Raw genomic sequence first — 23028 nt, 5'->3', positions numbered from 1 at the left:
AGCCAGCCTCGATTGGCCCCCGCCTGGGGGGCGCACTAAGCTTTGGGCATGACCGAGAGGAAATGCCCATGAGCAAACGCCTGCCCAACCTGCCCGCCTGGCAATGGCGCGGCTACCACCACAACCACCGCCACCCGACCAACCTGGTGCTGCACCTGATCGCCGTGCCTTTGTTCATCCTTGGCACGTTGCTGATTCTGTCCGGCCTGTTCGGCCTGGACCTGGGCCAGATTGCCGTTGGCATCATTGCCTTGATCGCCGGCCTGGGCCTGCAGCGCCAGGGCCATCGACTGGAAGCAGAGCAACCCGAACCCTTCGCCAACCGCAAGGATGCCGTGCAACGCCTGCTGACCGAGCAGTTCATCACCTTTCCGCGCTTCTTGCTGAGCGGGGCCTGGTGGAAGGCCTGGCGGGAACGACACAAGCATCGTCGCTGATGCCATTGGGGCTGCTCTGCAGCCCAATCGCGACGCAAGGCCGCTCGCACAAGAACCGCACATGTCCTGAAATTTACGCGATCCTGTGGGAGCGGCCCTGTGTCGCGATCGGAGCGCAACGCGCTCCCAGGCTCGGTCAGGCAAACACGGTAACCGTCTGCCGGCTCAAGGCCAGCAACTCGCCCTGCGCCGTCCTCAACGCGGCGGCGGCATGCCCATAACCATCCCGCGCATGCTCGGTTTCCACGCAATAACGGCACCAGTCCAGGGTCGACAGCTGCGCCCTGGGCTGCATGAATTCGATGGTCCAGGTCAACGTGCTGCCGGCAGCCGGCTGCTTGAGAAACGGCATCAGGCTTGGTGGCCAGGCATCGACCAGCGCCAGCAGGTGCGCCTCGTTGACCGGTTCTTCGGCCACCCCGCGCAAACGTACCCAGCCGCCCATTTGCCGCGACTGATTGCCACTGAACGGCAATCCACCCACCGCCCAGCGCAAGGCCACATGCTGCATGAACTCAGGAGTAACGCCTTTGATATGGGGTAGCTCGGGAGCTGCATCGTCGAGCGCTTTCATTTCCTCGGCCGGCAAGGCTGGCACATCGACCACCGACGGCCGCCCTGCACCGAAATTGCCCTGCACCAGCGTCACTACCTGGCCGTCTTGAACGGCACGGCCCAGCAAGGTGCTGACAGCCTTGCCTTCACGCAGCACCTCTACATCGAAGCGGATTGGCACATCTGCCGCGGCTGGCGCCACAAAGCTGATGGCCAAAGAACGCACGGGGCGGTCATCGGAGATTTTCTGGCGCATGGCTTCATACACCATGGCCGCCATCAGCCCGCCAAAGGCGGCGCGCCCCTGGGCCCAGCTTGGCGGGACACATACAGCTTCGGGATTGGCCCGCACGGCGTCGAGCAGTTGGTTGAAATTCATTGGCCGGCTCCTGCCTGCTGCGAATAAGGTCTGCCCATCCTAGCCAGCAAACCCATGCCGATCAGCCCGCATTTCGGTCATTTTTCGGGCTTTCGCCGCGCCAACGCCTGCTGCAGTGCATCCAGCGTCGCATCCGAATGGCGCTCGGCCTCATGCAACTCCTGCTCCCAGGCGACCCTGCACGGCGCCAGGTCGGCATGCTCGCGCGCCTGCAGCAGCCATTGCAGGCGATCATGCCAGTCACCCAAATCGCCCTGGGCCTGCTTCAGCAAGCGCCGCAACTGCTTGCCCGCATGGTCGAGCTGCGGATAGGCCTCATCGCCATAGCGCGCACGCTTGATCAGCAAACGCAGGCGGTGGCGGTCGTGGGCCGGGTCCTGCAGCGCCTGGTACAACTTGCGCCACTGCTTGCCCAGGCGTTTGTCGATGCGCTTTTCCAGCGCCTTGACCAGGCCCTCGCGACCGGCTGCACGCATGAACAGCGGAAACGCGTCGACAATCGCCAGCACCCGCGTCAGCTCGGGGCTGGCGGCAACACTGGCGAATGTCCTGGCACGCCCTTCCAGGCGCCGCTGCCCGGCCTCGGCAAAACCATGCCCAATCAGTTCGGCCGCCAGCACCTCACGGTCGCGCAACGGCGTGGTGAGGGCACCCAACGACCTGGCGGCCTCCTCCAGCTGCTCCACCCCCGGCAGCCCTCGCAGCGGCCGCAGCAGGCTGCGCAGGCGCCGCAGGGTGGTGCGCAGATCATGCAAGGCCTCGCTGTCGGTATCGGCAGCCAGGCGCTCGCGGCAGGCCAGCAGGCGCACCTGCAAGGCCACTATCTGGGCAACCACATGATCGAGCATGGCAGACATTGAAAGACGCTCCTTGGTCAGCGCCCGGCGCGAGACTCACGAATGTAGAAACGGGCCTTTTCGGCTTTTCTGGTACAACTTTCGTAACCTTCGAACTGCTGTTGGGTCTTGGCACCGGTCAGCAGCGACAAGGCCTTGGAGTAGCTCACGGCACCGGCAAAGCCTTCGGCCTTGGCCAGGTCCAGCTCCTTCCAGGCGGCATCCAGTTGGGTTGCGCAACTCTCGCGGTAGGCCGTCTTGCCCGCGCAGCCAGCAAGGGCCAAGGCGATCAGTGGAAGGCAGATCCAGGCTTTCATCGGTAATACCTCAATGGAAAAAACATTGGCTGTTCGACGCCCCGGCAGCTGAAAAGTGCCCTGCCCAGCCAGCTTGGCCCAGCCAGTTTTATTACAGTAGCTCAGCACGATGCACATTGAAGCACAGGTGGCGATGGGTGCATTGTAGGACCATGGTTGCACTGGCCGGGGAATGTTCATGAGCAAACGCGTGGCACTGGTACTGGGATCGGGTGGAGCCCGGGGGTATGCACACATCGGCGTGATCGAGGAAATCGAGCGCCGCGGCTACGACATTGCCTGTATCGCCGGCTGCTCGATGGGTGCGGTAATCGGCGGCATCTACGCCGCGGGCAAGCTGGAAGACTACCGCAACTGGATCGAGAGCCTGGACTACCTGGATGTGTTGCGCCTGGTCGATGTCAGCTTTCGCCTCGGCGCAATTCGCGGCGACAAGGTGTTCGGGCAAATCCGCAAGATCGTCGGCGAGATCAACATCGAGCAATTGCGCATCCCCTACACCGCGGTTGCAGCCGACCTCACCAACCAGCAGGAAATCTGGTTCCAGGAGGGCTGCCTGCACCAGGCCATGCGCGCCTCGGCAGCCATCCCCAGTCTGTTCACCCCGGTGATGCAAGGCAACCGCATGCTGGTCGACGGCGGCATCCTCAACCCGCTGCCGATCGTGCCGGTGGTGTCCAGCCACTGCGACCTGATCATCGCGGTCAACCTCAATGCCACCAACCAGAAGCAGTACCAGCTACCGGTGATCGAACGCCCAGCGGCGTTCAAGATGCGTTTCGATGCGCTACTCAGTTCGCTGGGTTCGCGCTTGCCGTTCCGGCGCAAGCCGGCGGAGGAGCTGATACGTATCGAGCAGGAAATCGTCGCCGAAGGGCTGGCGCCGCCTAACCCGTGGCTGGCCGATGCCGCCAACCCGGAAGGCCAGCAACCGGCGGCGGCACCGGAGCGCGAGGGTGCGCCAAAGTCTGCGACCGGCTCGTTCATCATCGACAACGTGGGGCCCGCTTCGCTGCTGGACTTGATCAACCAGAGCTTCGAGGTCATGCAGACCTCGTTGGCACAGTACAAGATCGCAGGCTATCCACCGGATGTGCTGATCAACGTGCCCAAACGAGTGTGCCGGTTTTTCGAGTTCTACAAGGCGCCGGAGCTGATTGCCCTGGGGCGGGAGATTGCGCGGGATACGCTGGATATCCATGAAGGGGTGAAACGCTAGACCCTGCGCTGCTGGTGCCGGCCTCTTCGCGGGTAAACCCGCTCCCACAGGTTCACCACAGTACTTGAAACCTGTGTTGGACCTGTGGGAGCGGGTTTACCCGCGAAGAGGCCGGCACAGACAACAGAAACGAAACAGGCCGCACTGGGCGGCCTGTTCGTTCATGCATCCATCACCTTAGTAACGGGTGATATCCGCCTTGGCTTCCAGCTGCTTGCGGTATGCCGCGAAGTCCTGCTGGCCAGCACGCGACGCGAGGTAGCGGCGGATCTGCTGCTTCTCTTCATCGGTGGCAGCAGCGCCTTCGTTGACACCCTTGAGCTGCAGTACCACCAGGCTACCGTCACGCAGCACGACGCTGCCATAAACCGGCTTGTCCTTGGCCTGTGGCTTGCCCAGGCGGAACAGCGCCTGCAGCTCGGCCGGGTCGATACCGTCCTCGCCGCGGGTAACTGCTTCATAGGCCTTCCAGCCCTGCCCTTCGTGCACACTGCCCGCTGCGATGGAACCGTCACGCAGGCCGGCAATCAGCTTGTCCGCCTTGGCCTTGAGCTCGGCAGTTGCCTTCTCCTTGGCCAGGTGCTCGCTGATGTTCTTGGCCACGGCTTCCAGCGGCAGCTGCTCAGGCTTGCGGTGCTCCTTGACGCGCAGCACCACGGTGGTTTCCGGGTCGAGCTCGATGGCGGTGCTGTTGGCACCCTCCTCCAGCACTTCTTCGGAGAATGCGGCCTGCACTACCGAACGGTTGGCAGTGATGCCTTCGCCACCCTCGCGGCCGAAGGCTGCGGAGGTTTGCACCTTCAGGTTCAGGTCCTGGGCCGGCTGGGCCAGGTCCGAAGCTTCGTAGGCAGCATCCTGCAGCTGCTTGCTGGCATCTACGTAACGCTGCTCGACCAGAGGGATCTTCAGGTCACGGGTCAGCTTGTCCTTCAGGCTGGCGAAGCTCGGCACTTCCGGCGCCTGCACGCCCAGCAGCTTGATCAGGTGGTAGCCGAACTCGGTGCGAACCGGCGCCGAGACCTGGCCGTCCTGCAGCTTGTACAGCGCATCCTCGAACGCCGGGTCGTAAACACCCGGGCCGGCGAAGCCAAGGTCACCGCCGCTATTGGCCGAACCCGGGTCCTGGGAGAACTCCTTGGCCAGCGCGGCAAAGTCTTCGCCCTTGGCCAGGCGTTGCTCGATCTCTTCGGCGCGGGCCTTGGCCTGGGCGTCGGTGACCTTGTCGTTGACCTCGATGAGGATGTGCGCGGCATGACGCTGCTCGGCGAGGTTGGCGATTTCCTTCTCGTACTGGGCCTTGAGCTCTTCGTCGGTCACCTTGACCTGATCGAAGAACGCCGACTTCTTCAGCTCGATGTAGTCGATCACCACCTGGTCTGGCGACATGAACTCCTTGGCGTGCTGGTCGTAGTGCGCCTTGACCTCTTCATCGCTGACCTTGACCGCGGCCGGGTCGGCCTTGAAGGTCAGGGAAGCGAAGTCACGGGTCTGCTTCTCGAGGCGGGCAAAGGCATCGACCTGCTGGTCGGTCACGAAGCTGCTGCCGGCCAAGCCGGTGCGCAGTTGGCCGATGAGCATTTCCTCGGCGAGCATGTCGCGGAACTGCATGCGGCCATAGCCCATCTGGCGAATGACCTGGTCGAAACGGTCGGCACTGAATTTGCCGTCCACCTGAAACTCCGGCGTCTGCAGGATCACCTGATCCAGTGCGGCCTCGGAGAAGGCGAATTTGGCATCTTCGGCGCCTTGCAGCAGCAGCTTGCGGCTGATCAGCCCCTTCAGTGCCTCTTCGCGCAGCAATTTGTCATCCAGCAGCGCCGGGTCGAAATCCTTGCCCAACTGTTGCATCAGCTGACGGCGCTGCATGTCGGCCGCCTGGCTCAGCTCGTTCTGGCTGATGGTCTGGCCGTTCACCTTGGCGGCGTCCTGGCTATGGGTGGCGGCCTGGAAAATGGCTTCGAAACCGGTCAACGCCATCAACACGACGATAAGGCCGATGATGGTCTTGGCAATCCAACCTTGTGAATTGTCCCTGATATTTTGCAGCATGCGTCCCCCAGAAACGGTTGTACCACTGCGTCGACAACCGCGGAGCGTGGGTAGAAACCTGATAAAAGAAAGGCGCATCCGAGGATGCGCCTTTTCTTAGCAAACGTGTCAGGCGGGAACGTTTGCGCCCCGCCATCACCGTGCTCGGACCTGGCCAAGCCGGGTCCGGCTGAAAGAGACGACTTAGTTGACGGCGTCTTTCAGGCCTTTGCCAGCCTTGAAGCCTGGAACCTTGGCGGCAGCGATCTTGATCGCGTTACCGGTTTGCGGGTTGCGGCCGGTGCGCTCTGCACGCTCCTTGACCGAGAAGGTACCGAAGCCAACCAGTACCACATCGTCACCTTGCTTCAGGGCGCCGGTGACGGATTCGATGACTGCGTCCAGCGCACGGCCGGCTACAGCTTTCGGGATGTCAGCAGATGCGGCGATAGCGTCAATCAGTTCCGACTTGTTCACTCTAAGTCCCCTTATTTCTCTATTGAGTTTGTTTCTAAGTATGTAATGAAAAGCTTATGAAACCTGCGCTGGGTGGCCTGATGACAATAGCGTGCCGCTTTATAGCAAGGCCCCGAAAAAACTGTCAAGGAAAGCCCCCCAGCCAAAAACTACTAGTGCGTGCTAATTCTTTCCTTGGCATCGCCGTCGCGCTTTTCATCTTTCGCGACAATCTCCGGAGCCACATCTGGCAAGGGCTCCGGGGCGTATTGCAGCGCAATTTGCAGGACTTCGTCAATCCATTTGACTGGTTTGATCTGCAGATCCTGTTTGATATTTTCCGGAATCTCCTTCAGATCGCGAACATTCTCCTCGGGAATGATCACCGTCTTGATCCCGCCACGGTGTGCCGCCAGCAATTTTTCCTTCAACCCGCCAATGGCCAGCACCTGGCCACGCAGGGTGATTTCACCGGTCATGGCCACATCGGCACGTACCGGAATCTGCGTCAGCGCCGACACCAGCGCGGTGCACATGCCGATACCAGCACTTGGGCCATCCTTCGGCGTGGCGCCTTCAGGCATGTGGATATGCACGTCGTGCTTCTCGTGGAAGTCGGCGGCGATACCCAGGCTGCGGGCACGGCTGCGCACCACGGTCTGCGCGGCGGTGATCGACTCGACCATGACGTCGCCCAGCGAGCCGGTCTTGATCAGCTGGCCCTTGCCGGGAATGACCACGGCTTCGATGGTCAGCAGTTCGCCGCCCACCTGGGTCCAGGCCAGGCCGGTAACCTGGCCGATCTGGTCCTGCTGCTCGGCCAGGCCGTAGCGGAACTTGCGCACGCCCAGCAGGTGCTCCAGCTGCTCGCTGGCTACCTTGACCTTGACCTGCTTCTGCCCGGTATGTTCCTTGACCACCTTGCGGCAGACTTTGGCGATTTGCCGTTCCAGGCCGCGCACACCGGCTTCGCGGGTATAGAAGCGGATGATGTCGCGGATCGCCGAGACATCGACTTCCAGCTCGTCCTTCTTCAAGCCGTTGGCCTTGACCTGCTTGGGCACCAGGTACTTGACCGCGATGTTGATCTTCTCGTCCTCGGTGTAGCCCGGCAGGCGGATGACTTCCATCCGGTCGAGCAGCGCCGGCGGGATGTTCATCGAGTTCGAGGTGCACAGGAACATCACGTCCGAGAGGTCGTAATCGACCTCCAGGTAGTGGTCGTTGAAGTTGTGGTTCTGCTCCGGATCGAGCACTTCGAGCAGTGCCGAGGCCGGGTCGCCACGCATGTCGCTGCCCATCTTGTCGATTTCGTCCAGCAGGAACAGCGGGTTGCGCACCCCCACCTTGGTCATCTTCTGGATCAGGCGGCCAGGCATGGAACCGATGTAGGTACGGCGGTGACCACGGATTTCGGCCTCGTCACGCACACCACCCAGGGCCATGCGCACGAACTTGCGGTTGGTGGCAGCGGCGATCGACTCGGCCAGCGAGGTCTTGCCGACGCCGGGTGGGCCGACCAGGCACAGTACCGGCCCGCGGATCTTCTTGACGCGCTTTTGCACGGCAAGGTACTCGAGGATGCGTTCCTTGACCTCTTCCAGGCCGTAGTGGTCGGCATCGAGGATTTCCTCGGCCTTGGCCAGGTCCAGACGCACCTTGCTCTGGGCCTTCCACGGCACCTGCACCAGCCAGTCGAGATAGGAACGGACCACAGTGGCCTCGGCCGACATCGGCGACATCTGCTTGAGCTTGTTCAGCTCGGCCTGGGCCTTGGCCAGTGCATCCTTGGGCAGGCCAGCGGCTTCGATGCGCTTTTTCAGCTCTTCGACTTCGTTGTGGCCTTCGTCGCCATCACCGAGTTCCTTCTGAATGGCCTTCATCTGCTCATTCAGGTAGTACTCGCGCTGGCTGCGCTCCATCTGCTTCTTGACCCGACCGCGAATGCGCTTTTCGACCTGCAGCAGGTCGATTTCGGCATCCAGCAGCGCCAGTACGTGCTCGACACGGGTCGGCAGGTCGACGATTTCGAGAATTTCCTGTTTCTGCTCGATCTTCAGGGCCATGTGTGCGGCCATGGTGTCGACCAGGCGCCCTGGCTCTTCGATGCTGTTCAGCGACGACAGCACTTCGGCTGGGACTTTCTTGCCCAGTTGCACGTATTGCTCGAACTGCGACAGCAGCGTGCGCACGAACACTTCCGACTCGCGCTCGGCGGCGTCGGCTTCGTCGATCAGGGAAACTTCGGCACGGATGTGCCCTTCCACTTCACTGAAACGCTCCACAGCACCGCGCTGCTCGCCCTCGACCAGCACCTTGACGGTGCCATCGGGCAGTTTCAGCAATTGCAGCACGGTGGCAACGGTACCTACGCGGTACAGTGCATCCTCGCCCGGGTCATCGTCGGCCGGGTTTTTCTGGGCCAGCAGAAGAATCTGCTTTTCGCCCGTCATCGCCGCCTCAAGGGCTTCAATGGATTTTTCGCGCCCCACGAACAGCGGGATGACCATGTGCGGGTAAACAACGACATCGCGCAATGGCAAAAGAGGCAAGTCGAGGGTGGTCTTCATGATTTCGCCTCTACAGCGGCCTTATGGCCGGAAACCGGTGGAAATGATACTTGGACCTAATGTGGGGGCAGGCTTGGGAAATTACAAGCGCTAGCGCAGGAAAAGCAGAAAGGGGCCCGTAGGCCCCTTCTTGCTTGCAACCATCAACCGGCCATTACCTGGATCAGGCGTCCGGCGCGGCCTTGGCTTGCGGCTCGCTGTTTTCGTAGATCATCAGCGGCTGCGAAGTGCCATCGATGACGCTCTCGTCGATCACCACCTTGCTGACATCCTTCTTCGAAGGAATCTCGTACATGGTGTCGAGCAAAACGCCTTCGAGGATCGAACGCAGGCCACGGGCGCCGGTCTTGCGCTCCAGGGCCTTGCGCGCCACGGCCTTGAGCGCATCGCTTCGGAACTCGAGGTCGACGTTTTCCATCTCGAACAGCTTGGCATACTGCTTGGTCAGGGCGTTCTTCGGCTCGGTGAGGATCTGCATCAGCGCGGCCTCGTCCAGCTCGTCGAGGGTTGCCAGCACCGGCAGGCGGCCGACGAATTCCGGGATCAGGCCAAACTTGACCAGATCGTCCGGCTCGACCTCACGCAGGGACTCGCCAACCTTCTTGCCCTCTTCCTTGCTGCGTACTTCGGCGCCAAAACCGATGCCACCCTTGGTGGAGCGGTTCTGGATGACCTTTTCCAAGCCCGAGAAGGCACCACCGCAGATGAACAGGATGTTGCGGGTATCGACCTGCAGGAATTCCTGTTGCGGGTGCTTGCGGCCGCCTTGCGGCGGAACCGAGGCCACGGTGCCTTCGATCAGCTTCAGCAGTGCCTGCTGCACGCCCTCGCCCGATACGTCACGGGTGATGGACGGGTTGTCCGACTTGCGCGAAATCTTGTCGATCTCGTCGATGTAGACGATGCCCATCTGGGCCTTTTCCACGTCGTAGTCGCACTTCTGCAACAGCTTCTGGATGATGTTCTCGACGTCCTCACCCACGTAACCTGCTTCGGTCAGGGTGGTGGCGTCAGCAATGGTGAACGGTACGTTCAACAGGCGTGCAAGGGTTTCGGCGAGCAGGGTCTTGCCCGAGCCGGTTGGCCCGATGAGCAGGATGTTGCTCTTGCCGAGTTCGACTTCGTCACCCTTCTTGTCACGCTGGTTCAGGCGCTTGTAGTGGTTGTACACCGCTACGGCAAGCACCTTCTTCGCGCGTTCCTGACCAATGACGTACTGGTCCAGGATACCGCTGATTTCTTTCGGCGAAGGCAATTTGTGCGCGCTGCTCTCGGCCTGGGCTTCCTGCACCTCCTCACGGATGATGTCGTTGCACAGGTCGACGCACTCGTCGCAGATAAATACCGAGGGCCCGGCAATCAGTTTGCGCACTTCGTGCTGGCTTTTGCCGCAGAAGGAGCAATAAAGCAATTTGCCGCTGTCCTCGCCGTTACGGGTGTCAGTCATTCGATCGATCCAATCCGGTAGGCTTGCAACACAAGATGAAGGCAATTGCGGGCTTTTTCAAGTCCGCAGGTAGGCGCTTTCCGCGCCTACCTGCTCTGGCACCCCGGTTCAGGAGGCCAGTTGCCGCTTGTCGTAGACCGAGTCGATCAGGCCGTACTCGGCCGCGCGCGAGGCGCTCATGAAGTTGTCACGTTCAGTGTCGCGCTTGATGGTCTCGAGATCCTGGCCGGTGTGGTAGGCCAGCAGCTCGTTCAGGCGGGCCTTGATATTGAGGATTTCCTGGGCGTGGATCTCGATATCGGTGGCCTGACCCTGGAAGCCGCCCAGCGGCTGGTGGATCATCACGCGCGAGTTAGGCAGGCAGTGACGCTTGCCCTTGGCACCAGCAGCCAGCAGGAAGGCGCCCATGCTGCAGGCCTGGCCGATGCAGATGGTCGAGACGTCCGGCTTGATGAACTGCATGGTGTCGTAGATCGACATGCCGGCGGTGACGGAACCGCCCGGCGAGTTGATGTACAGATGGATATCCTTGTCCGGGTTTTCCGCTTCAAGGAACAGCAGTTGCGCAACGACGAGGTTGGCCATGTAGTCCTCTACCGGGCCAACCAGGAAGATCACACGCTCCTTCAACAGGCGCGAGTAGATGTCGTAAGCGCGTTCGCCACGGGCGGACTGCTCGATAACCATCGGGACCAGACCGCCTGCGGCCTGGATGTCAGAGCTCTGCTGAATATAAGAATTGCGGGACATGTCCTGCGCTCACTCCCAAATAGTCATGGCTTGAATACGCACAAGCCAGCTCGAAGGCTGGCTTGTGGGGGTTTCCTACGAGAGAAGCCTGTTACTCAGCGGCGGCTGGAGCCTGAGCTGGTTTAACGGCATCTTCGTACGAGACCGACTTGTCGGTCACAGTCGCTTTCTGCAGAACAGTATCTACAACTTGTTCTTCCAGCACAACCGAACGGACTTCGTTCAGTTGCTGGTCGTTCTTGTAGTACCAGGCGATGACCTGCTCAGGCTCTTGGTAAGCCGAAGCCATTTCTTCGATCATTTCGCGAACCTTGCCTTCGTCCGGCTTCAGCTCGAACTGCTTGACCACTTCGGCCACGATCAGGCCCAGGACCACACGGCGCTTGGCTTGTTCTTCGAACAGCTCGGCCGGCAGTTGCTCAGGCTTGATGTTGCCACCGAACTGCTGAACAGCCTGCACGCGCAGACGGTTGACTTCGTTTTCCAGCAGGGCTTTCGGCACTTCGATCGGGTTGGCAGCCAGCAGACCGTCCATGACCTGGTTCTTCACCTTGGCCTTGATGGCCTGGCGCAGTTCACGCTCCATGTTCTTGCGAACTTCGGTGCGGAAGCCTTCCAGGGTCGATTCCTTGATGCCGAACTGGGCGAAGAACTCTTCGTTCAGCTCTGGCAGCACAGGAGCGGCAACGCTGTTGACGGTGATGGTGAACTCGGCGGCTTTGCCAGCCAGGTCCAGGTTCTGGTAGTCCTCTGGGAAGGTCACGTTCACAACGCGCTCTTCGCCAGCCTTGGCGCCAACCAGGCCGTCTTCGAAGCCTGGGATCATGCGGCCGGAGCCCAGTACCAGCTGGGTGCCCTTGGCCGAACCACCGGCGAACACTTCACCGTCGACCTTGCCGACGAAGTCGATGTTGACCTGGTCGTCGTTCTGCGCGGCGCGCTCGACGGCCTCGAAGCGGGTGTTCTGCTTGCGCAGCACTTCCAGCATGTTGTCCAGGTCGGCATCAGCCACTTCGGCGCTCAGGCGCTCGACGTTGATCGACTCGAGGCCGCCAACGGTGAACTCCGGGAACACTTCGAAGATGGCGACGAACTCCAGGTCCTTGCCCTTTTCGAAGGACTTCGGCTCTACCGCAGGGGCGCCAGCCGGGTTCAGCTTCTGCTCGACGATGGCTTCGTAGAAGGAAGCCTGGACGAGGTCACCGAACGCCTCTTGACGGGCATCGGCTTCGAAACGCTGACGAATCACGCTCATCGGCACTTTGCCTGGGCGGAAGCCGGCAACCTTGGCGCGCTTGGCAGTCTGTTGCAGACGCTTGTTGACTTCGTTCTCGACGCGCTCGGCCGGAACGGCGATGGTCATGCGACGCTCGAGAGCGGAAGTGTTTTCAACAGAAACTTGCATGGATATTCCTCGTTGCACAGACGTTAGCCGGCGTTAGCCCGACTCCAGAATCAAGGGCAAGCATTCTAGTGAGTCGCGCAGCAGAAGTCACCCCACTCGGGACGACGGGAAACCACGCCGGTCGATTAACTTTCACGGCCCGCACGACATAGCGCCGGGCCTGCTTCAATGGGGCCGCACGACGCCACCAGGCGACCTGCAGCCGAAATACCTTGTCAAACAACTGCCACCAACGAATTCGCTTCCTTTATTCAGGTTCGATTTCGTTGAACTTGCAGTACTCCTCCCACTCCATCCCCAGCGCCTCGGCCACCTCACGGTGCGTCTCCAGGCGCATGGCCTGCAGTTGCTCGGGGGTTTCGGCGATCAGTTGCAGGGCCAACTCCCAAGGCTGGATACCCTGCTCCTCGGCCGCATCCTCGAACGCCCACTCGATCTGCTGGGCCTGCTCGCGCGCATCCAGCTCACGGATCTCTTCTAGCAGCTGCGGGTTGGCCTCGGCAAAGCGCTGTAGCGCCAGTGCCTGACGGGCTTCTTTTGCGATCATCGGGCTGTTCCTCTGCCGGCCAAATGGGCCGGCGTTTCAACCGGCTGAAATCTAACAGCTTTTATTGGGGTGTCACCAGAGGATTGCAAGGGCCGGGATGCGATTTGACCGAGAGGTGATTCGCCATGAAATTGTCAGCGCCGCTCGATCTCACAGGCGCTAGAACCTTCAAACCATACACACAGAGCAAAAACAAAAAGGCGCCCGATCTCACGATCAAGGCGCCTTCGAAGAAATATGGGGTGGACGATGGGAATCGAACCCACGACAACTGGAATCACAATCCAGCGCTCTACCAACTGAGCTACGCCCACCATATTGCGGTCTTGCGATGTTGCGGTACAACCTTACAGAAGCATGGTGCGGACGAAGAGACTCGAACTCTTACAGCTTGCGCCGCTGGAACCTAAATCCAGTGTGTCTACCAATTTCACCACGTCCGCGTAACGCTTAAAACAAAGGCGCCAGATGCTATCGAGGCGCCTTTGAAGAATATGGGGTGGACGATGGGAATCGAACCCACGACAACTGGAATCACAATCCAGCGCTCTACCAACTGAGCTACGCCCACCATATTGCATTACAGCCTACTTGCTTGCCAAAGCTGCCTAAATGGCGCACCCGGCAGGACTCGAACCTGCGACCATCCGCTTAGAAGGCGGATGCTCTATCCAGCTGAGCTACGGGCGCTTAAGCTTGAAGCCTAACCGAACGAGACCTTTAACAGCTAACTGCTAAACCACTCATTCTGCCCGACTTCGCCAACCAGTGCTAGGCTGTGCCCGACAAGTGCGGCGAATCTTATAGGCGAGCCTGAAAGTCGTCAACACCTTTCTCAAAAAAATTTAAATTATTTAAGGGCTTAGGGGATTTGCCCGACCACCCGCCTTTGCCCTTGGCCCATGTCGTGCGAGAATGCGCCCTCTTTAATTGTTTCCTTCTCGATGGTTAATCACGCGTCTATGACTGCACACCTAATCGATGGCAAGGCGATCGCCGCCAGCCTGCGCCAGCAGATCGCTCAACGTGTCGTGGAGCGTCGCCAGCAAGGCCTGCGTACGCCGGGCCTGGCGGTGATCCTGGTCGGCACCGACCCCGCCTCCCAAGTCTATGTCTCGCACAAGCGCAAGGACTGCGAAGAGGTCGGCTTCATTTCGCAGGCGTTCGACCTGCCCAGCGAAACCACGCAGCAGGCCCTGACCGAGCTGATCGACCGCCTCAATGACGATCCGGCCGTCGACGGTATCCTGCTGCAGTTGCCGCTGCCGGCGCACCTGGACGCCTCGCTGCTGCTCGAGCGCATCCGCCCGGACAAGGACGTGGATGGCTTCCACCCGTACAACATCGGTCGTCTGGCCCAGCGCATCCCGCTGCTGCGCCCGTGCACACCGAAGGGCATCATGACCCTGCTGGAAAGCACCGGCCAGGACCTGTACGGCATGAACGCGGTCATCGTCGGCGCGTCCAACATCGTTGGTCGCCCGATGGCCATGGAGCTGCTGCTGGCCGGCTGCACCGTGACCGTCTGCCACCGCTTCACCAAGGACCTCGCCGGCCATGTCGGCCGCGCCGACCTGGTGGTAGTGGCCGCCGGCAAGCCTGGCCTGGTCAAGGGTGAATGGATCAAGGAAGGTGCCATCGTTATCGACGTGGGCATCAACCGCCAGGAAGACGGCAAGCTGGTCGGCGACGTGGTCTACGAGACCGCCCTGCCGCGCGCCGGCTGGATCACGCCGGTGCCGGGCGGCGTCGGGCCGATGACCCGCGCATGCCTGCTGGAGAACACGCTGTATGCGGCGGAAGAGCTGCACAAGTAATACCGCGTGATATGAAAACGGCACCTCTGGCAGGTGCCGTTTTTTTTGCCCGTGATCAATGCATTGGCTTCACCGGCCTCTTCGCGGGTGAACCCGCTCCCACAGGTTGCGCGCCGTCCCAGAAGATGGCGATATCTCTGTGGGAGCGGGTTTACCCGCGAAGAAGCCGGCGCGTTACTCAGCCGATCACTTCCTGGCCGCCTCCCACGACTTCAGCAGTTCGTTGTAGCTGACTGTCTCGCCCTTGGGCTTTTCGTTGGCCAGTTTCGGTTTCGGCGCCCCAGGCTGGTCGAACCAGTATTGGGCATCCTTCTCCGGGTTCAGCTTCGGTGCACAGGTGGCCTGGGCGTTGGACCGCTGCAAGCGCTCCATCATCCGGTCCTGATCGCGGGCCAGGCCGTCCAGCGCTTCCTGCGGGGTCTTCTCGCCACTGGCCACTTCGGCGATGTGGCTCCACCACAGCTGCGCCAACCGCGGGTAGTCCGGCACGTTGGTGCCGGTCGGTGTCCACTGTACCCGTGCCGGGCTGCGGTAGAACTCCACCAGCCCGCCCAGCTTGGGCGCCAGCTCGGTCATGGCCTGGGAGTTGATGTCCGATTCGCGAATCGGCGTGAGGCCGACGATGGTCTTTTTCAGCGACACGGTCTTGGAGGTGACGAACTGGGCATACAGCCACGCAGCCAGGCGTTGCTTCTCGGGGGTGGACTTGAAGAAGGTCCACGAACCGGTGTCCTGGTAGCCCAGCTTCATCCCCTCCTCCCAGTACGGCCCCTTCGGTGAAGGCGCCATGCGCCACTTCGGCGTGCCGTCGGCATTCACCACCGGCAGACCGGGCTTGGTCATGTCGGCGGTAAACGCGGTGTACCAGAAGATCTGCTGGGCGATGTTGCCCTGGGCCGGCACCGGGCCGGCTTCGGAGAAGGTCATGCCCTGGGCTTCCTTGGGCGCATAGGCACGCATCCAGTCCACGTATTTCTGCGTGGCATACACGGCAGCCGGGCCGTTGGTGTCGCCGCCACGGGTCACGCTGGACCCCACCGGGTGGCAGTCCTCCACGCGAATGCCCCATTCGTCCACCGGCAGACCATTAGGCAAACCTTTGTCGCCGCCACCCGCCATGGAGAACCAGGCATCGGTGAAGCGCCAGCCCAGTGACGGGTCTTTCTTGCCGTAGTCCATGTGGCCATAGACGCGTTTACCGTCGATTTCCTTGACGTCTTCGGTAAAGAACCTGGCAATGTCCTCGTAGGCTGACCAGTTCACCGGCACACCAAGTTCGTAGCCGTATTTTTCCTTGAACCTGGCCTTCAGTTCGGGCCGCTCGAACCAGTCGGCACGGAACCAGTAGAGGTTGGCGAACTGCTGGTCCGGCAGTTGGTAGACCTTGCCATCCGGCGCGGTGGTGAAGGAAATGCCGATGAAGTCCTTCAGGTCCAGGGTCGGCGAGGTGTAGTCCTTGCCTTCGTTGGCCATCAGGTCGGTGATCGATTCCACCTTGCCGTAGCGAAAGTGCGTACCGATCAGGTCGGAGTCGTTGACCCAGCCGTCATAGATGTTCTTGTCCGACTGCATCTGTGTCTGCAGCTTTTCCACCACGTCGCCTTCCTGCAGCAGGTCGTGGGTCAGCTGTATACCGGTGATCTCGCTGAAGGCCTTGGCCAGCACCTTGGACTCGTATTCATGGGTGGTGATGGTTTCCGACACCACGTTGATCTTCATGCCACGGAACGGTTCGGCAGCCTTGATGAACCACTTCAACTCGGCCAACTGCTGTTCAGGGGTAAGGGTCGAAGGCTTGAACTCACTGCCGAGCCACTTTCTTGCCGCATCCTCGTACTGGTCGGCCCAGGCTGTGCCCTGCACGCTGGCCAGTACCAGCAACGCGGCCAGGGTCAAATGTCGCCTGTTGTACTTGTTGTCGAACATTGTGATCTCCCGTTTCAGTTATCCCACAGGGCCGCTCGCTCAGCCCCAGCGCAGCACCACCACCAGCCACGCCAGCGAAAGCAGCGAGGCCACCCACAATGGCCACTCGCTGACGCCAACCACCAGCAAATGCAGGTAGGCGCTGGCCAGCAGGCCGATGAACAAACGGTCGCCACGGCTGGTGACCAGCGGCAGGAAGCCGCGTCGCTCCACGCAGGGGCGGCGCAGTTCGAGCAGGGTCATGCCCAGCAGCAGCACGCCGACGGCGGCGAAGAACAGCGCCGTCGGCAAGGTCCAGGCCATCCACTCCATGCCTTGCCCTCCTCACACCCGGCCCAGGGCGAAGCCCTTGGCCACATGGTTGCGCACGAACCAGATCACCAGCATGCCCGGCAAGATGGTCAGTACCCCCGCCGCCGCCAGTACCCCCCAATCTATGCCCGAGGCAGACACGGTACGGGTCATCACCGCGGCGATCGGCTTGGCATTCACCGAGGTGAGGGTGCGCGCCAGCAGCAGCTCCACCCAGGAGAACATGAAACAGAAAAACGCCGTCACGCCGATGCCGGAGCCAATCAGCGGAATGAAGATCTTCACGAAGAAGCGTGGGAAGCTGTAGCCGTCGATATAGGCCGTTTCGTCGATCTCCTTCGGCACACCAGACATGAACCCCTCGAGGATCCACACTGCCAGCGGCACGTTGAACAGGCAGTGGGCCAGGGCCACGGCGATATGGGTATCGAACAGGCCGATCGACGAATACAGCTGGAAGAACGGCAGCAGGAACACCGCCGGTGGCGCCATGCGGTTGGTCAGCAGCCAAAAGAACAGGTGCCGGTCACCGAGGAAGCGGTAACGCGAGAAGGCATATGCCGCTGGCAGCGCCACCAGCAGCGAAATCAGCGTGTTCAGGCACACGTAGTACAGCGAATTGATGTAGCCGCTGTACCAGCTGGCATCGGTGAAGATCACCCGGTAGTTGTCGAGGGTGAACGCCTGTGGCCACAGGGTCAGGCCGCCGAGTATCTCGGTGTTGCTCTTGAACGACATGTTCAGCAGCCAGTAGATCGGCACCAGCAGGAAGAAGAAGTACAGCAGCAGGGCCAGCGATTTGCGCGTGCTCATGGCCTAGTCCTTGTCGGCATGGGTCATGGCTGTGTAGAACAGCCAGGAAACCAGCAGGATGATCAGGAAGTACACCAGCGAGAACGCCGCCGCCGGGCCCAGGTCGAACTGCCCCACGGCCATGCGCGTGAGGGTCTGGCTGAGGAAGGTGGTGGCATTGCCGGGCCCGCCACCGGTCAGCACGAAGGGCTCGGTGTAGATCATGAAGCTGTCCATGAAGCGCAGCATCACCGCGATCAGCAGCACGTTCTTCAGCTTGGGCAACTGGATATGGCGAAACACCGCCCAGCCCGAGGCACGGTCGATGCGAGCGGCCTGGTAGTACACGTCGGGGATGGCGCGCAGCCCCGAGTAACAGAGCAACGCCACCAGCGATGTCCAGTGCCACACGTCCATCACCAGCACGGTCAGCCAAGCGTCGAACGGGTCGCCAGCGTAGTTGTAGCTGACCCCGAGCTTGGCCAGGGTGGCGCCGAGCAGGCCGATGTCGGCCCGGCCGAAAATCTGCCAGATGGTGCCGACCACGTTCCAAGGGATCAGCAACGGGATGGCCATGACGATCAGGCACACCGAGGCCATGCGCCCCTTGGTCGGCATGGTCAGGGCAATGGCGATGCCCAGCGGGATCTCGATCAGTAGCACGCAGGCGGAATAGATGAACTGACGCAGCAGCGCATCGTGCAGCGCCGGGTCGCGCAGCACCTGACGGTACCAGTCGGCGCCGACGAAGTAGCGGTTGGACTGGTCGAAGATGTCCTGCACCGAGTAGTTGACCACCGTCATCATCGGCACCACCGCACTGAATGCCACCAGCAGGAACACCGGCAGCACCAGCCACCAGGCCTTGTTGTTCGGCACCTTGTTCATGGCCCGGCCTCCAGCAGCACATCGTCGAGGTACAGCATCAGCCACTGCGCCGGCAGGCTGACCCAGGCCTGGGCCACCGGCAGCGGACGGTCCTCGCCCAGGCGCGCCTTGAGCGCGACACCTCCCAGCTCGAGGGTGACGATGCGGTAGGTGCCCAGGTCCTCGACGTCCAGCACCCGTGCCGGGTAGGCATCATCGAACGGGCTCTCCCACAGCTGCACGAATTCCGGGCGGATGCCCAGCTGCAGGCGACCACCGCCTGTGACCGCCAGGCGCTCTCGCAGGTGCTCTCGCATTTGCCCGGGCAGCACCAGGTGAATATCGCCGAACGCCACCCCGTCCGCTTCGGCGCGCACCTCGATCAGGTTCATCCCCGGGCTGCCGATGAAGTAACCGACGAAGGTATGCCGCGGCCGCTCGAACAGTTCGCGCGGGGTGCCGAACTGGACGATGCGCCCGCCGTGCATCACCGCGATCTTGTCGGCGAACGTCGAGGCCTCCAACTGGTCGTGGGTGACGTAGATCATGGTGATGTTGAACTGCTCGTGGATCTGCTTGAGCTTGCGCCGCAGCTTCCACTTCAGGTGCGGGTCGATCACCGTCAGCGGCTCGTCGAACAGGATCGCCGACACGTCATCGCGCACCAGGCCACGGCCCATGGAGACCTTCTGCTTTTCGTCGGCACTGAGGTTGCGCGCCTTCTTGCGCAGCACGGCCGACAGGTCGAGCACCTCGGCAATCTCTTCCACCCGGGCCTGCACCCGGGCTTCGTCCAACCCTTGGTTGCGCAAGGGAAACGCCAGGTTGTCGAACACCGTCATGGTGTCGTAAACCACCGGGAACTGGAACACCTGGGCAATGTTGCGCGCCTGCGGTGACAGCTGGTTGACCGGCTTGCCGTCGAACAGCACCTCGCCGTGGGAAGGAGTCAGCAGCCCGGAGATGATGTTGAGCAAGGTCGACTTGCCGCAGCCCGACGGCCCGAGCAAGGCGTAGGCACCGCCCTGCTCCCACACATGCTCCAGCGCGTGCAGGGCATAGTCCGCCTCGCTGGCGGGCTGGCGGCTGTAGCTGTGCGCCAGTTGGCGCAGGCGGATCTCGGCCATCAACCTCTCCTTGCCTGGCGCAGCCCCGGGGCCTGCACTAGCGCCCCGGTACTGTCGAACACGAACAGCTTGTGGGTGGGGATGAACACGCGGATCGGCGTGTCCACCTGGTATTCGTGTACCCCTGGCAGGTGCAGGATCATGCGCCAGTGTTCGTTGCGTACATGCAGGAAGGTCTCTGAACCACTGATCTCGGCCAGTTCCACCAGCACCGACAATTCCAGGTCGTCGTCGTGCGCCGGCACCAGGCTGATGTGGCTGGGCCGCACGCCAAAGCGGTAGTCACCCTCGGCAAGCGGCTGCAAGTCGGCGTTGCGGGCGAAGTGCACGGCCTGGGCCAGGCACACGTCGTTGCCGCTGATACGGCCAGGCACCAGGTTGATCGGCGGCTCGGAAAACAGCTCGGCAGCCAGCACGCTGCCCGGGCGCTGGTAGACCTCGGCGGTAGGCCCGCTCTGGACGATACGGCCCTCATGCACCAGGGTGGTGGTGCCGCCCAGAGCCAGCGCCTCGTTGGGCTCGGTGGTGGCATACACGGCAATGCAGTGGCGCGCCGCGAACAGCTCGCGCAGCTCCTGACGCAGGCCCTCGCGCAGCTTGTAGTCGAGGTTGACCAGCGGCTCGTCGAACAGGATCAGCGAGGCATCCTTGACCAGCGCCCGGGCCATTGCCGTGCGTTGCTGCTGGCCACCGGACAGCTCCAGCGGCAGGCGCTGCAGGTAGGCTTCGATGCGCAGCATCTCGGCGGTTTCCTGCACCCGTCGGCGAATCTGGGGCTCGTCCATGCGTGCCTGGCGCAGCGGTGACGCAATGTTCTCGTACACGCTGAGGGTCGGGTAATTGATGAACTGCTGATACACCATCGACACATTGCGTTGGCGCACCGGCACGCCAGTCACGTCCTGGCCATCCATCAGCACCCGCCCCCGGTCCGGGCGATCGAGCCCGGCCATCAGCCGCATCAGGCTGGTCTTGCCGGCCAGGGTGCGGCCCAGCAGCACGTTGAACGAGCCGGGTTCGAAACGCAGTGAGGCATCGACGATCCAGGCCTGGTTGTCGACGCTGCGGCTGACCTGTTCCAGCACCAGGGACATGGCGTGGCCTTCTTGTGGTTTTTGTCTGCCGGGCACAGCCAGTTTCGTGCCAGATGCGCCGCAACCGTCTGGCCCGGGGCCTGGCCGGCAACACCGGTCAATCGCAGGTTCACAACTGAACACAAGCACTGAACAACTGAACACTTGCCGGTTTGACATTGAACAACCGTGCACGACACTGAACAGCGGTCGGCCCCATGACAACAATCACACAGGACAGGCCCATGGCCGCATCCGCTTCGCCCCATGCCCAACTGATCCAGGCCTCCTGGGCCCGCTGCCGCGACCACGGCCTGCAACCCCAGCACGCCCCGGACTTCGACTGCCTGACCCGCGCCGAGCTGAGCGCCCTGCTGGAGCGGCGCCAGGCCCTGCTGCGCCTGACCCGCGAAGCGGTGCTGCCGCAATATGCCCACCTGCTGGGCAATGCCAGCTACCTGGTGATGCTGGCCGATGCCAGCGGCTGCCTGCTCGACAGCTGGGGCTCGCGGCGGTTCATCGAGCCGCGCCAGCTGCATGGTTTCAGCGCCGGGGCCCACTGGCACGAGCGCGGTGTCGGCACCAATGCGCTGGGCACCGCGCTGGTCTGCGCCGAGGCGATCCACGTGGGCCAGGACGAGCACTTCCTGCGCCAGAACCGCTATATGTCCAGCGCCGCCGCGCCGCTGTTCGACGCCGAACGGCAGCTGGTCGGGGTGCTCGATGTGGCCAGCGACGGCTACCTGCCCGCCAGCCAGACCTTGGGCCTGGTACGCATGATGGGCCAGAGCCTGGAGAACCGCCTGATCCTCGCCGAGCATGCCGACCAGCATGCGCAATTGATCTTCAACAGCGCCTCCGACAACCTCGACAGCCCCTGGGCCGGCCTGCTGGTGTTCGATGAGCAGGGGCAGGTGCTGGCCGCCAATCACCGGGCCGACACCCTGCTCGGGGGCAACCCGCTGCAGCAGAACATCGAGCAACTGTTCCAGTTGCCCCTGCAACAACTGCTCAGCCATCCCCGGCAACAGCCCTTCGCCCTGCAAGCCACCGGGCGCAACCGCTTTCATTGCCAGTGGCAGCCGCCGCGCGAGGCCCCCGGCCGCCCCGCCGCCATCAGCGCCGAACCACGCCTGGAGAAGGCCCTGGCGCAGGCCGGCCTGCTGCTGGAAAAGGACATCCCCGTGCTGGTGCAGGGCGAAACCGGCGTAGGCAAGGAGGTATTCGTCGATACCCTGCACCGGGCCAGCAGCCGCGCCAGCCAGCCGCTCATAGCCGTCAACTGCGCGGCGATCCCCGCAGAGCTGGTTGAGTCGGAGCTGTTCGGCTACGACAAGGGCGCGTTCACCGGCGCCCATCAGAAGGGCAACCCGGGGCTAATTCGCAAGGCCCACCACGGCATCCTGTTCCTCGACGAAATTGGCGACATGCCGTTGCCCACCCAGGCCCGCCTGCTGCGCGTGCTGCAGACGCGCAGTATCCAGCCATTGGGCAGCGGCAAACCGGTGGCGGTGGATATTCGCGTGGTGTCGGCGAGCAACCGCGACCTGGCCGAAGAAGTGCGCGCCGGGCGCTTTCGCCAGGACCTGTATTACCGCATCGCCGGGCTGGCAGTGGTTTTGCCGCCGCTGCGCGAGCGCAATGACCGCCGGCAGCTGATCGAGCAGGTGCATGCGCGCTACCGTGACCCCGGGCAGCCTGCGCGGCTGCCTGCGGCCATTATCGAGCTGCTAGACCGGCACCCCTGGCCGGGGAATATGCGTGAACTGGTGAGTGTGCTGCAGGTGGCGCTGGCCTTGGCGGGTAATGAGCCGGTTGGCCTGGAACACCTGCCTGCGGGTTTTCTCGCCGAGGCGCAGGTACCTGTGCCTGAGCCTGTGCCGATTGCGACCGAAGAGGCGGACCTGCGCGAGCTGGTGGAACAAGCCAATGGCAACCTCTCGGCGGTGGCGCGCGGGCTCGGGATCAGCCGCACCACGCTGTACAAGCGGCTGCGTGAGCGATGATTGCCCTGGCCTGTACTGGCCCCATCGCCGGCAAGCCAGCTCTCATAGAACTGCACATAACTCATTGAATTAGCAGGGACCCTGTGGGAGCGGCTTTAGCCGCGAACACCGGCGCAGCCGGTGCCATGCACCGCGTTGGATGCTTCGCGGCTAAAGCCGCTC

General features: G+C 62.2%; 20 protein-coding genes and 4 tRNA genes. 4 read left to right on the top strand and 20 right to left on the bottom strand.

Features of this window, described 5'->3' with window-relative positions; all coding sequences use genetic code 11:
* Positions 1–68: 68 nt before the first annotated feature.
* The gene (locus tag NY023_RS09895; RefSeq protein WP_023661057.1) at positions 69–437 is read left to right on the top strand and encodes an Mpo1-like protein; all 369 of its coding nucleotides are present in this window, start codon (positions 69–71) and stop codon (positions 435–437) included.
* 136 nt (positions 438–573) lie between these two features.
* Here NY023_RS09895 and NY023_RS09890 read toward each other — a convergent pair whose 3' ends face one another.
* The 3 genes from NY023_RS09890 to NY023_RS09880 form a co-directional block, all read right to left on the bottom strand.
* On the bottom strand, positions 574–1371 hold the full coding sequence (locus tag NY023_RS09890) for an acyl-CoA thioesterase (protein ID WP_013971888.1): 798 nt from the start codon (positions 1369–1371) through the stop codon (positions 574–576).
* 77 nt (positions 1372–1448) lie between these two features.
* The gene (locus NY023_RS09885) at positions 1449–2228 is read right to left on the bottom strand and encodes a CHAD domain-containing protein (RefSeq protein WP_013971887.1); all 780 of its coding nucleotides are present in this window, start codon (positions 2226–2228) and stop codon (positions 1449–1451) included.
* 17 nt (positions 2229–2245) lie between these two features.
* Positions 2246–2524 carry a hypothetical protein gene (locus tag NY023_RS09880; RefSeq protein ID WP_003259403.1) on the bottom strand — a complete coding sequence of 93 codons (279 nt, stop codon included), beginning with the start codon at positions 2522–2524 and terminating at the stop codon, positions 2246–2248.
* A gap of 178 nt (positions 2525–2702) precedes the next feature.
* On the opposite strand from NY023_RS09880, the gene NY023_RS09875 reads away from it, so the two are divergent.
* Complete coding sequence (locus NY023_RS09875; protein WP_024086621.1) at positions 2703–3743, top strand: patatin-like phospholipase family protein; 1041 nt, start codon at positions 2703–2705, stop codon at positions 3741–3743.
* Positions 3744–3920: 177 nt separating this feature from the next.
* On the opposite strand, the gene NY023_RS09870 is transcribed toward NY023_RS09875, so the two are convergent.
* The 11 genes from NY023_RS09870 to NY023_RS09820 all read right to left on the bottom strand — a co-directional run bounded on the left by NY023_RS09870 (position 3921) and on the right by NY023_RS09820 (position 13636).
* Positions 3921–5792 (bottom strand): SurA N-terminal domain-containing protein, encoded by a 1872-nt coding sequence (locus tag NY023_RS09870; RefSeq protein WP_013971884.1) that lies wholly within the window; start codon positions 5790–5792, stop codon positions 3921–3923.
* A gap of 183 nt (positions 5793–5975) precedes the next feature.
* Complete coding sequence (locus tag NY023_RS09865; RefSeq protein ID WP_003259401.1) at positions 5976–6248, bottom strand: HU family DNA-binding protein; 273 nt, start codon at positions 6246–6248, stop codon at positions 5976–5978.
* A 152-nt stretch (positions 6249–6400) separates the two neighbouring features.
* Positions 6401–8797, bottom strand: coding sequence for an endopeptidase La (lon, locus tag NY023_RS09860; protein WP_013971883.1), 2397 nt, complete (start codon positions 8795–8797; stop codon positions 6401–6403).
* Between the two features lie 163 nt (positions 8798–8960).
* Positions 8961–10244 carry an ATP-dependent Clp protease ATP-binding subunit ClpX gene (gene clpX, locus NY023_RS09855; RefSeq protein WP_013971882.1) on the bottom strand — a complete coding sequence of 428 codons (1284 nt, stop codon included), beginning with the start codon at positions 10242–10244 and terminating at the stop codon, positions 8961–8963.
* A gap of 108 nt (positions 10245–10352) precedes the next feature.
* Positions 10353–10994 (bottom strand): ATP-dependent Clp endopeptidase proteolytic subunit ClpP, encoded by a 642-nt coding sequence (clpP, locus tag NY023_RS09850; RefSeq protein WP_003259400.1) that lies wholly within the window; start codon positions 10992–10994, stop codon positions 10353–10355.
* 91 nt (positions 10995–11085) lie between these two features.
* Positions 11086–12399, bottom strand: a complete 1314-nt coding sequence (tig, locus tag NY023_RS09845) for a trigger factor (protein ID WP_024086620.1) — start codon at positions 12397–12399, stop codon at positions 11086–11088.
* A gap of 247 nt (positions 12400–12646) precedes the next feature.
* Positions 12647–12946 (bottom strand): DUF6388 family protein, encoded by a 300-nt coding sequence (locus tag NY023_RS09840; protein ID WP_013971880.1) that lies wholly within the window; start codon positions 12944–12946, stop codon positions 12647–12649.
* 238 nt (positions 12947–13184) lie between these two features.
* Positions 13185–13260, bottom strand: a tRNA-His gene (locus NY023_RS09835).
* A gap of 44 nt (positions 13261–13304) precedes the next feature.
* A tRNA-Leu gene (locus tag NY023_RS09830) sits at positions 13305–13389 on the bottom strand.
* 52 nt (positions 13390–13441) lie between these two features.
* Positions 13442–13517 (bottom strand) — tRNA-His (locus tag NY023_RS09825).
* A 42-nt stretch (positions 13518–13559) separates the two neighbouring features.
* Positions 13560–13636, bottom strand: a tRNA-Arg gene (locus tag NY023_RS09820).
* Positions 13637–13908: 272 nt separating this feature from the next.
* Here NY023_RS09820 and folD point away from each other — a divergent pair.
* The gene (gene folD / locus NY023_RS09815) at positions 13909–14763 is read left to right on the top strand and encodes a bifunctional methylenetetrahydrofolate dehydrogenase/methenyltetrahydrofolate cyclohydrolase FolD (RefSeq protein WP_013971879.1); all 855 of its coding nucleotides are present in this window, start codon (positions 13909–13911) and stop codon (positions 14761–14763) included.
* Between the two features lie 186 nt (positions 14764–14949).
* Here the strand turns inward: folD and NY023_RS09810 are convergent, their stop codons facing one another.
* The 6 genes from NY023_RS09810 to NY023_RS09785 are packed head-to-tail and all read right to left on the bottom strand — an operon-like array spanning position 14950 to position 20881.
* Positions 14950–16689, bottom strand: coding sequence for an ABC transporter substrate-binding protein (locus NY023_RS09810; RefSeq protein WP_013971878.1), 1740 nt, complete (start codon positions 16687–16689; stop codon positions 14950–14952).
* 39 nt (positions 16690–16728) lie between these two features.
* On the bottom strand, positions 16729–17001 hold the full coding sequence (locus tag NY023_RS09805; protein WP_013971877.1) for a DUF2160 domain-containing protein: 273 nt from the start codon (positions 16999–17001) through the stop codon (positions 16729–16731).
* Positions 17002–17013: 12 nt separating this feature from the next.
* Complete coding sequence (locus NY023_RS09800) at positions 17014–17814, bottom strand: carbohydrate ABC transporter permease (RefSeq protein ID WP_013971876.1); 801 nt, start codon at positions 17812–17814, stop codon at positions 17014–17016.
* A gap of 3 nt (positions 17815–17817) precedes the next feature.
* The gene (locus tag NY023_RS09795) at positions 17818–18681 is read right to left on the bottom strand and encodes a carbohydrate ABC transporter permease (RefSeq protein WP_013971875.1); all 864 of its coding nucleotides are present in this window, start codon (positions 18679–18681) and stop codon (positions 17818–17820) included.
* The gene (locus NY023_RS09790; RefSeq protein ID WP_013971874.1) at positions 18678–19787 is read right to left on the bottom strand and encodes an ABC transporter ATP-binding protein; all 1110 of its coding nucleotides are present in this window, start codon (positions 19785–19787) and stop codon (positions 18678–18680) included. The genes NY023_RS09795 and NY023_RS09790 overlap by 4 nt, the downstream gene beginning before the upstream one ends.
* The gene (locus NY023_RS09785; RefSeq protein ID WP_024086619.1) at positions 19787–20881 is read right to left on the bottom strand and encodes an ABC transporter ATP-binding protein; all 1095 of its coding nucleotides are present in this window, start codon (positions 20879–20881) and stop codon (positions 19787–19789) included. Before NY023_RS09785 ends, NY023_RS09790 begins: the two co-directional genes overlap by 1 nt.
* A 224-nt stretch (positions 20882–21105) precedes the next feature.
* Between NY023_RS09785 and NY023_RS09780 the strand changes: the two genes are divergently transcribed.
* Positions 21106–22866: a sigma-54-dependent Fis family transcriptional regulator gene (locus NY023_RS09780; RefSeq protein WP_013971872.1), complete on the top strand. Its 1761-nt coding sequence runs from the start codon at positions 21106–21108 to the stop codon at positions 22864–22866.
* Positions 22867–23028: the final 162 nt, after the last annotated feature.

The organism is Pseudomonas sp. NBB (assembly GCF_032701105.1).
Lineage (GTDB): Bacteria > Pseudomonadota > Gammaproteobacteria > Pseudomonadales > Pseudomonadaceae > Aquipseudomonas > Aquipseudomonas asiatica.
This window is presented reverse-complemented; position numbering and strand designations above follow the sequence as displayed.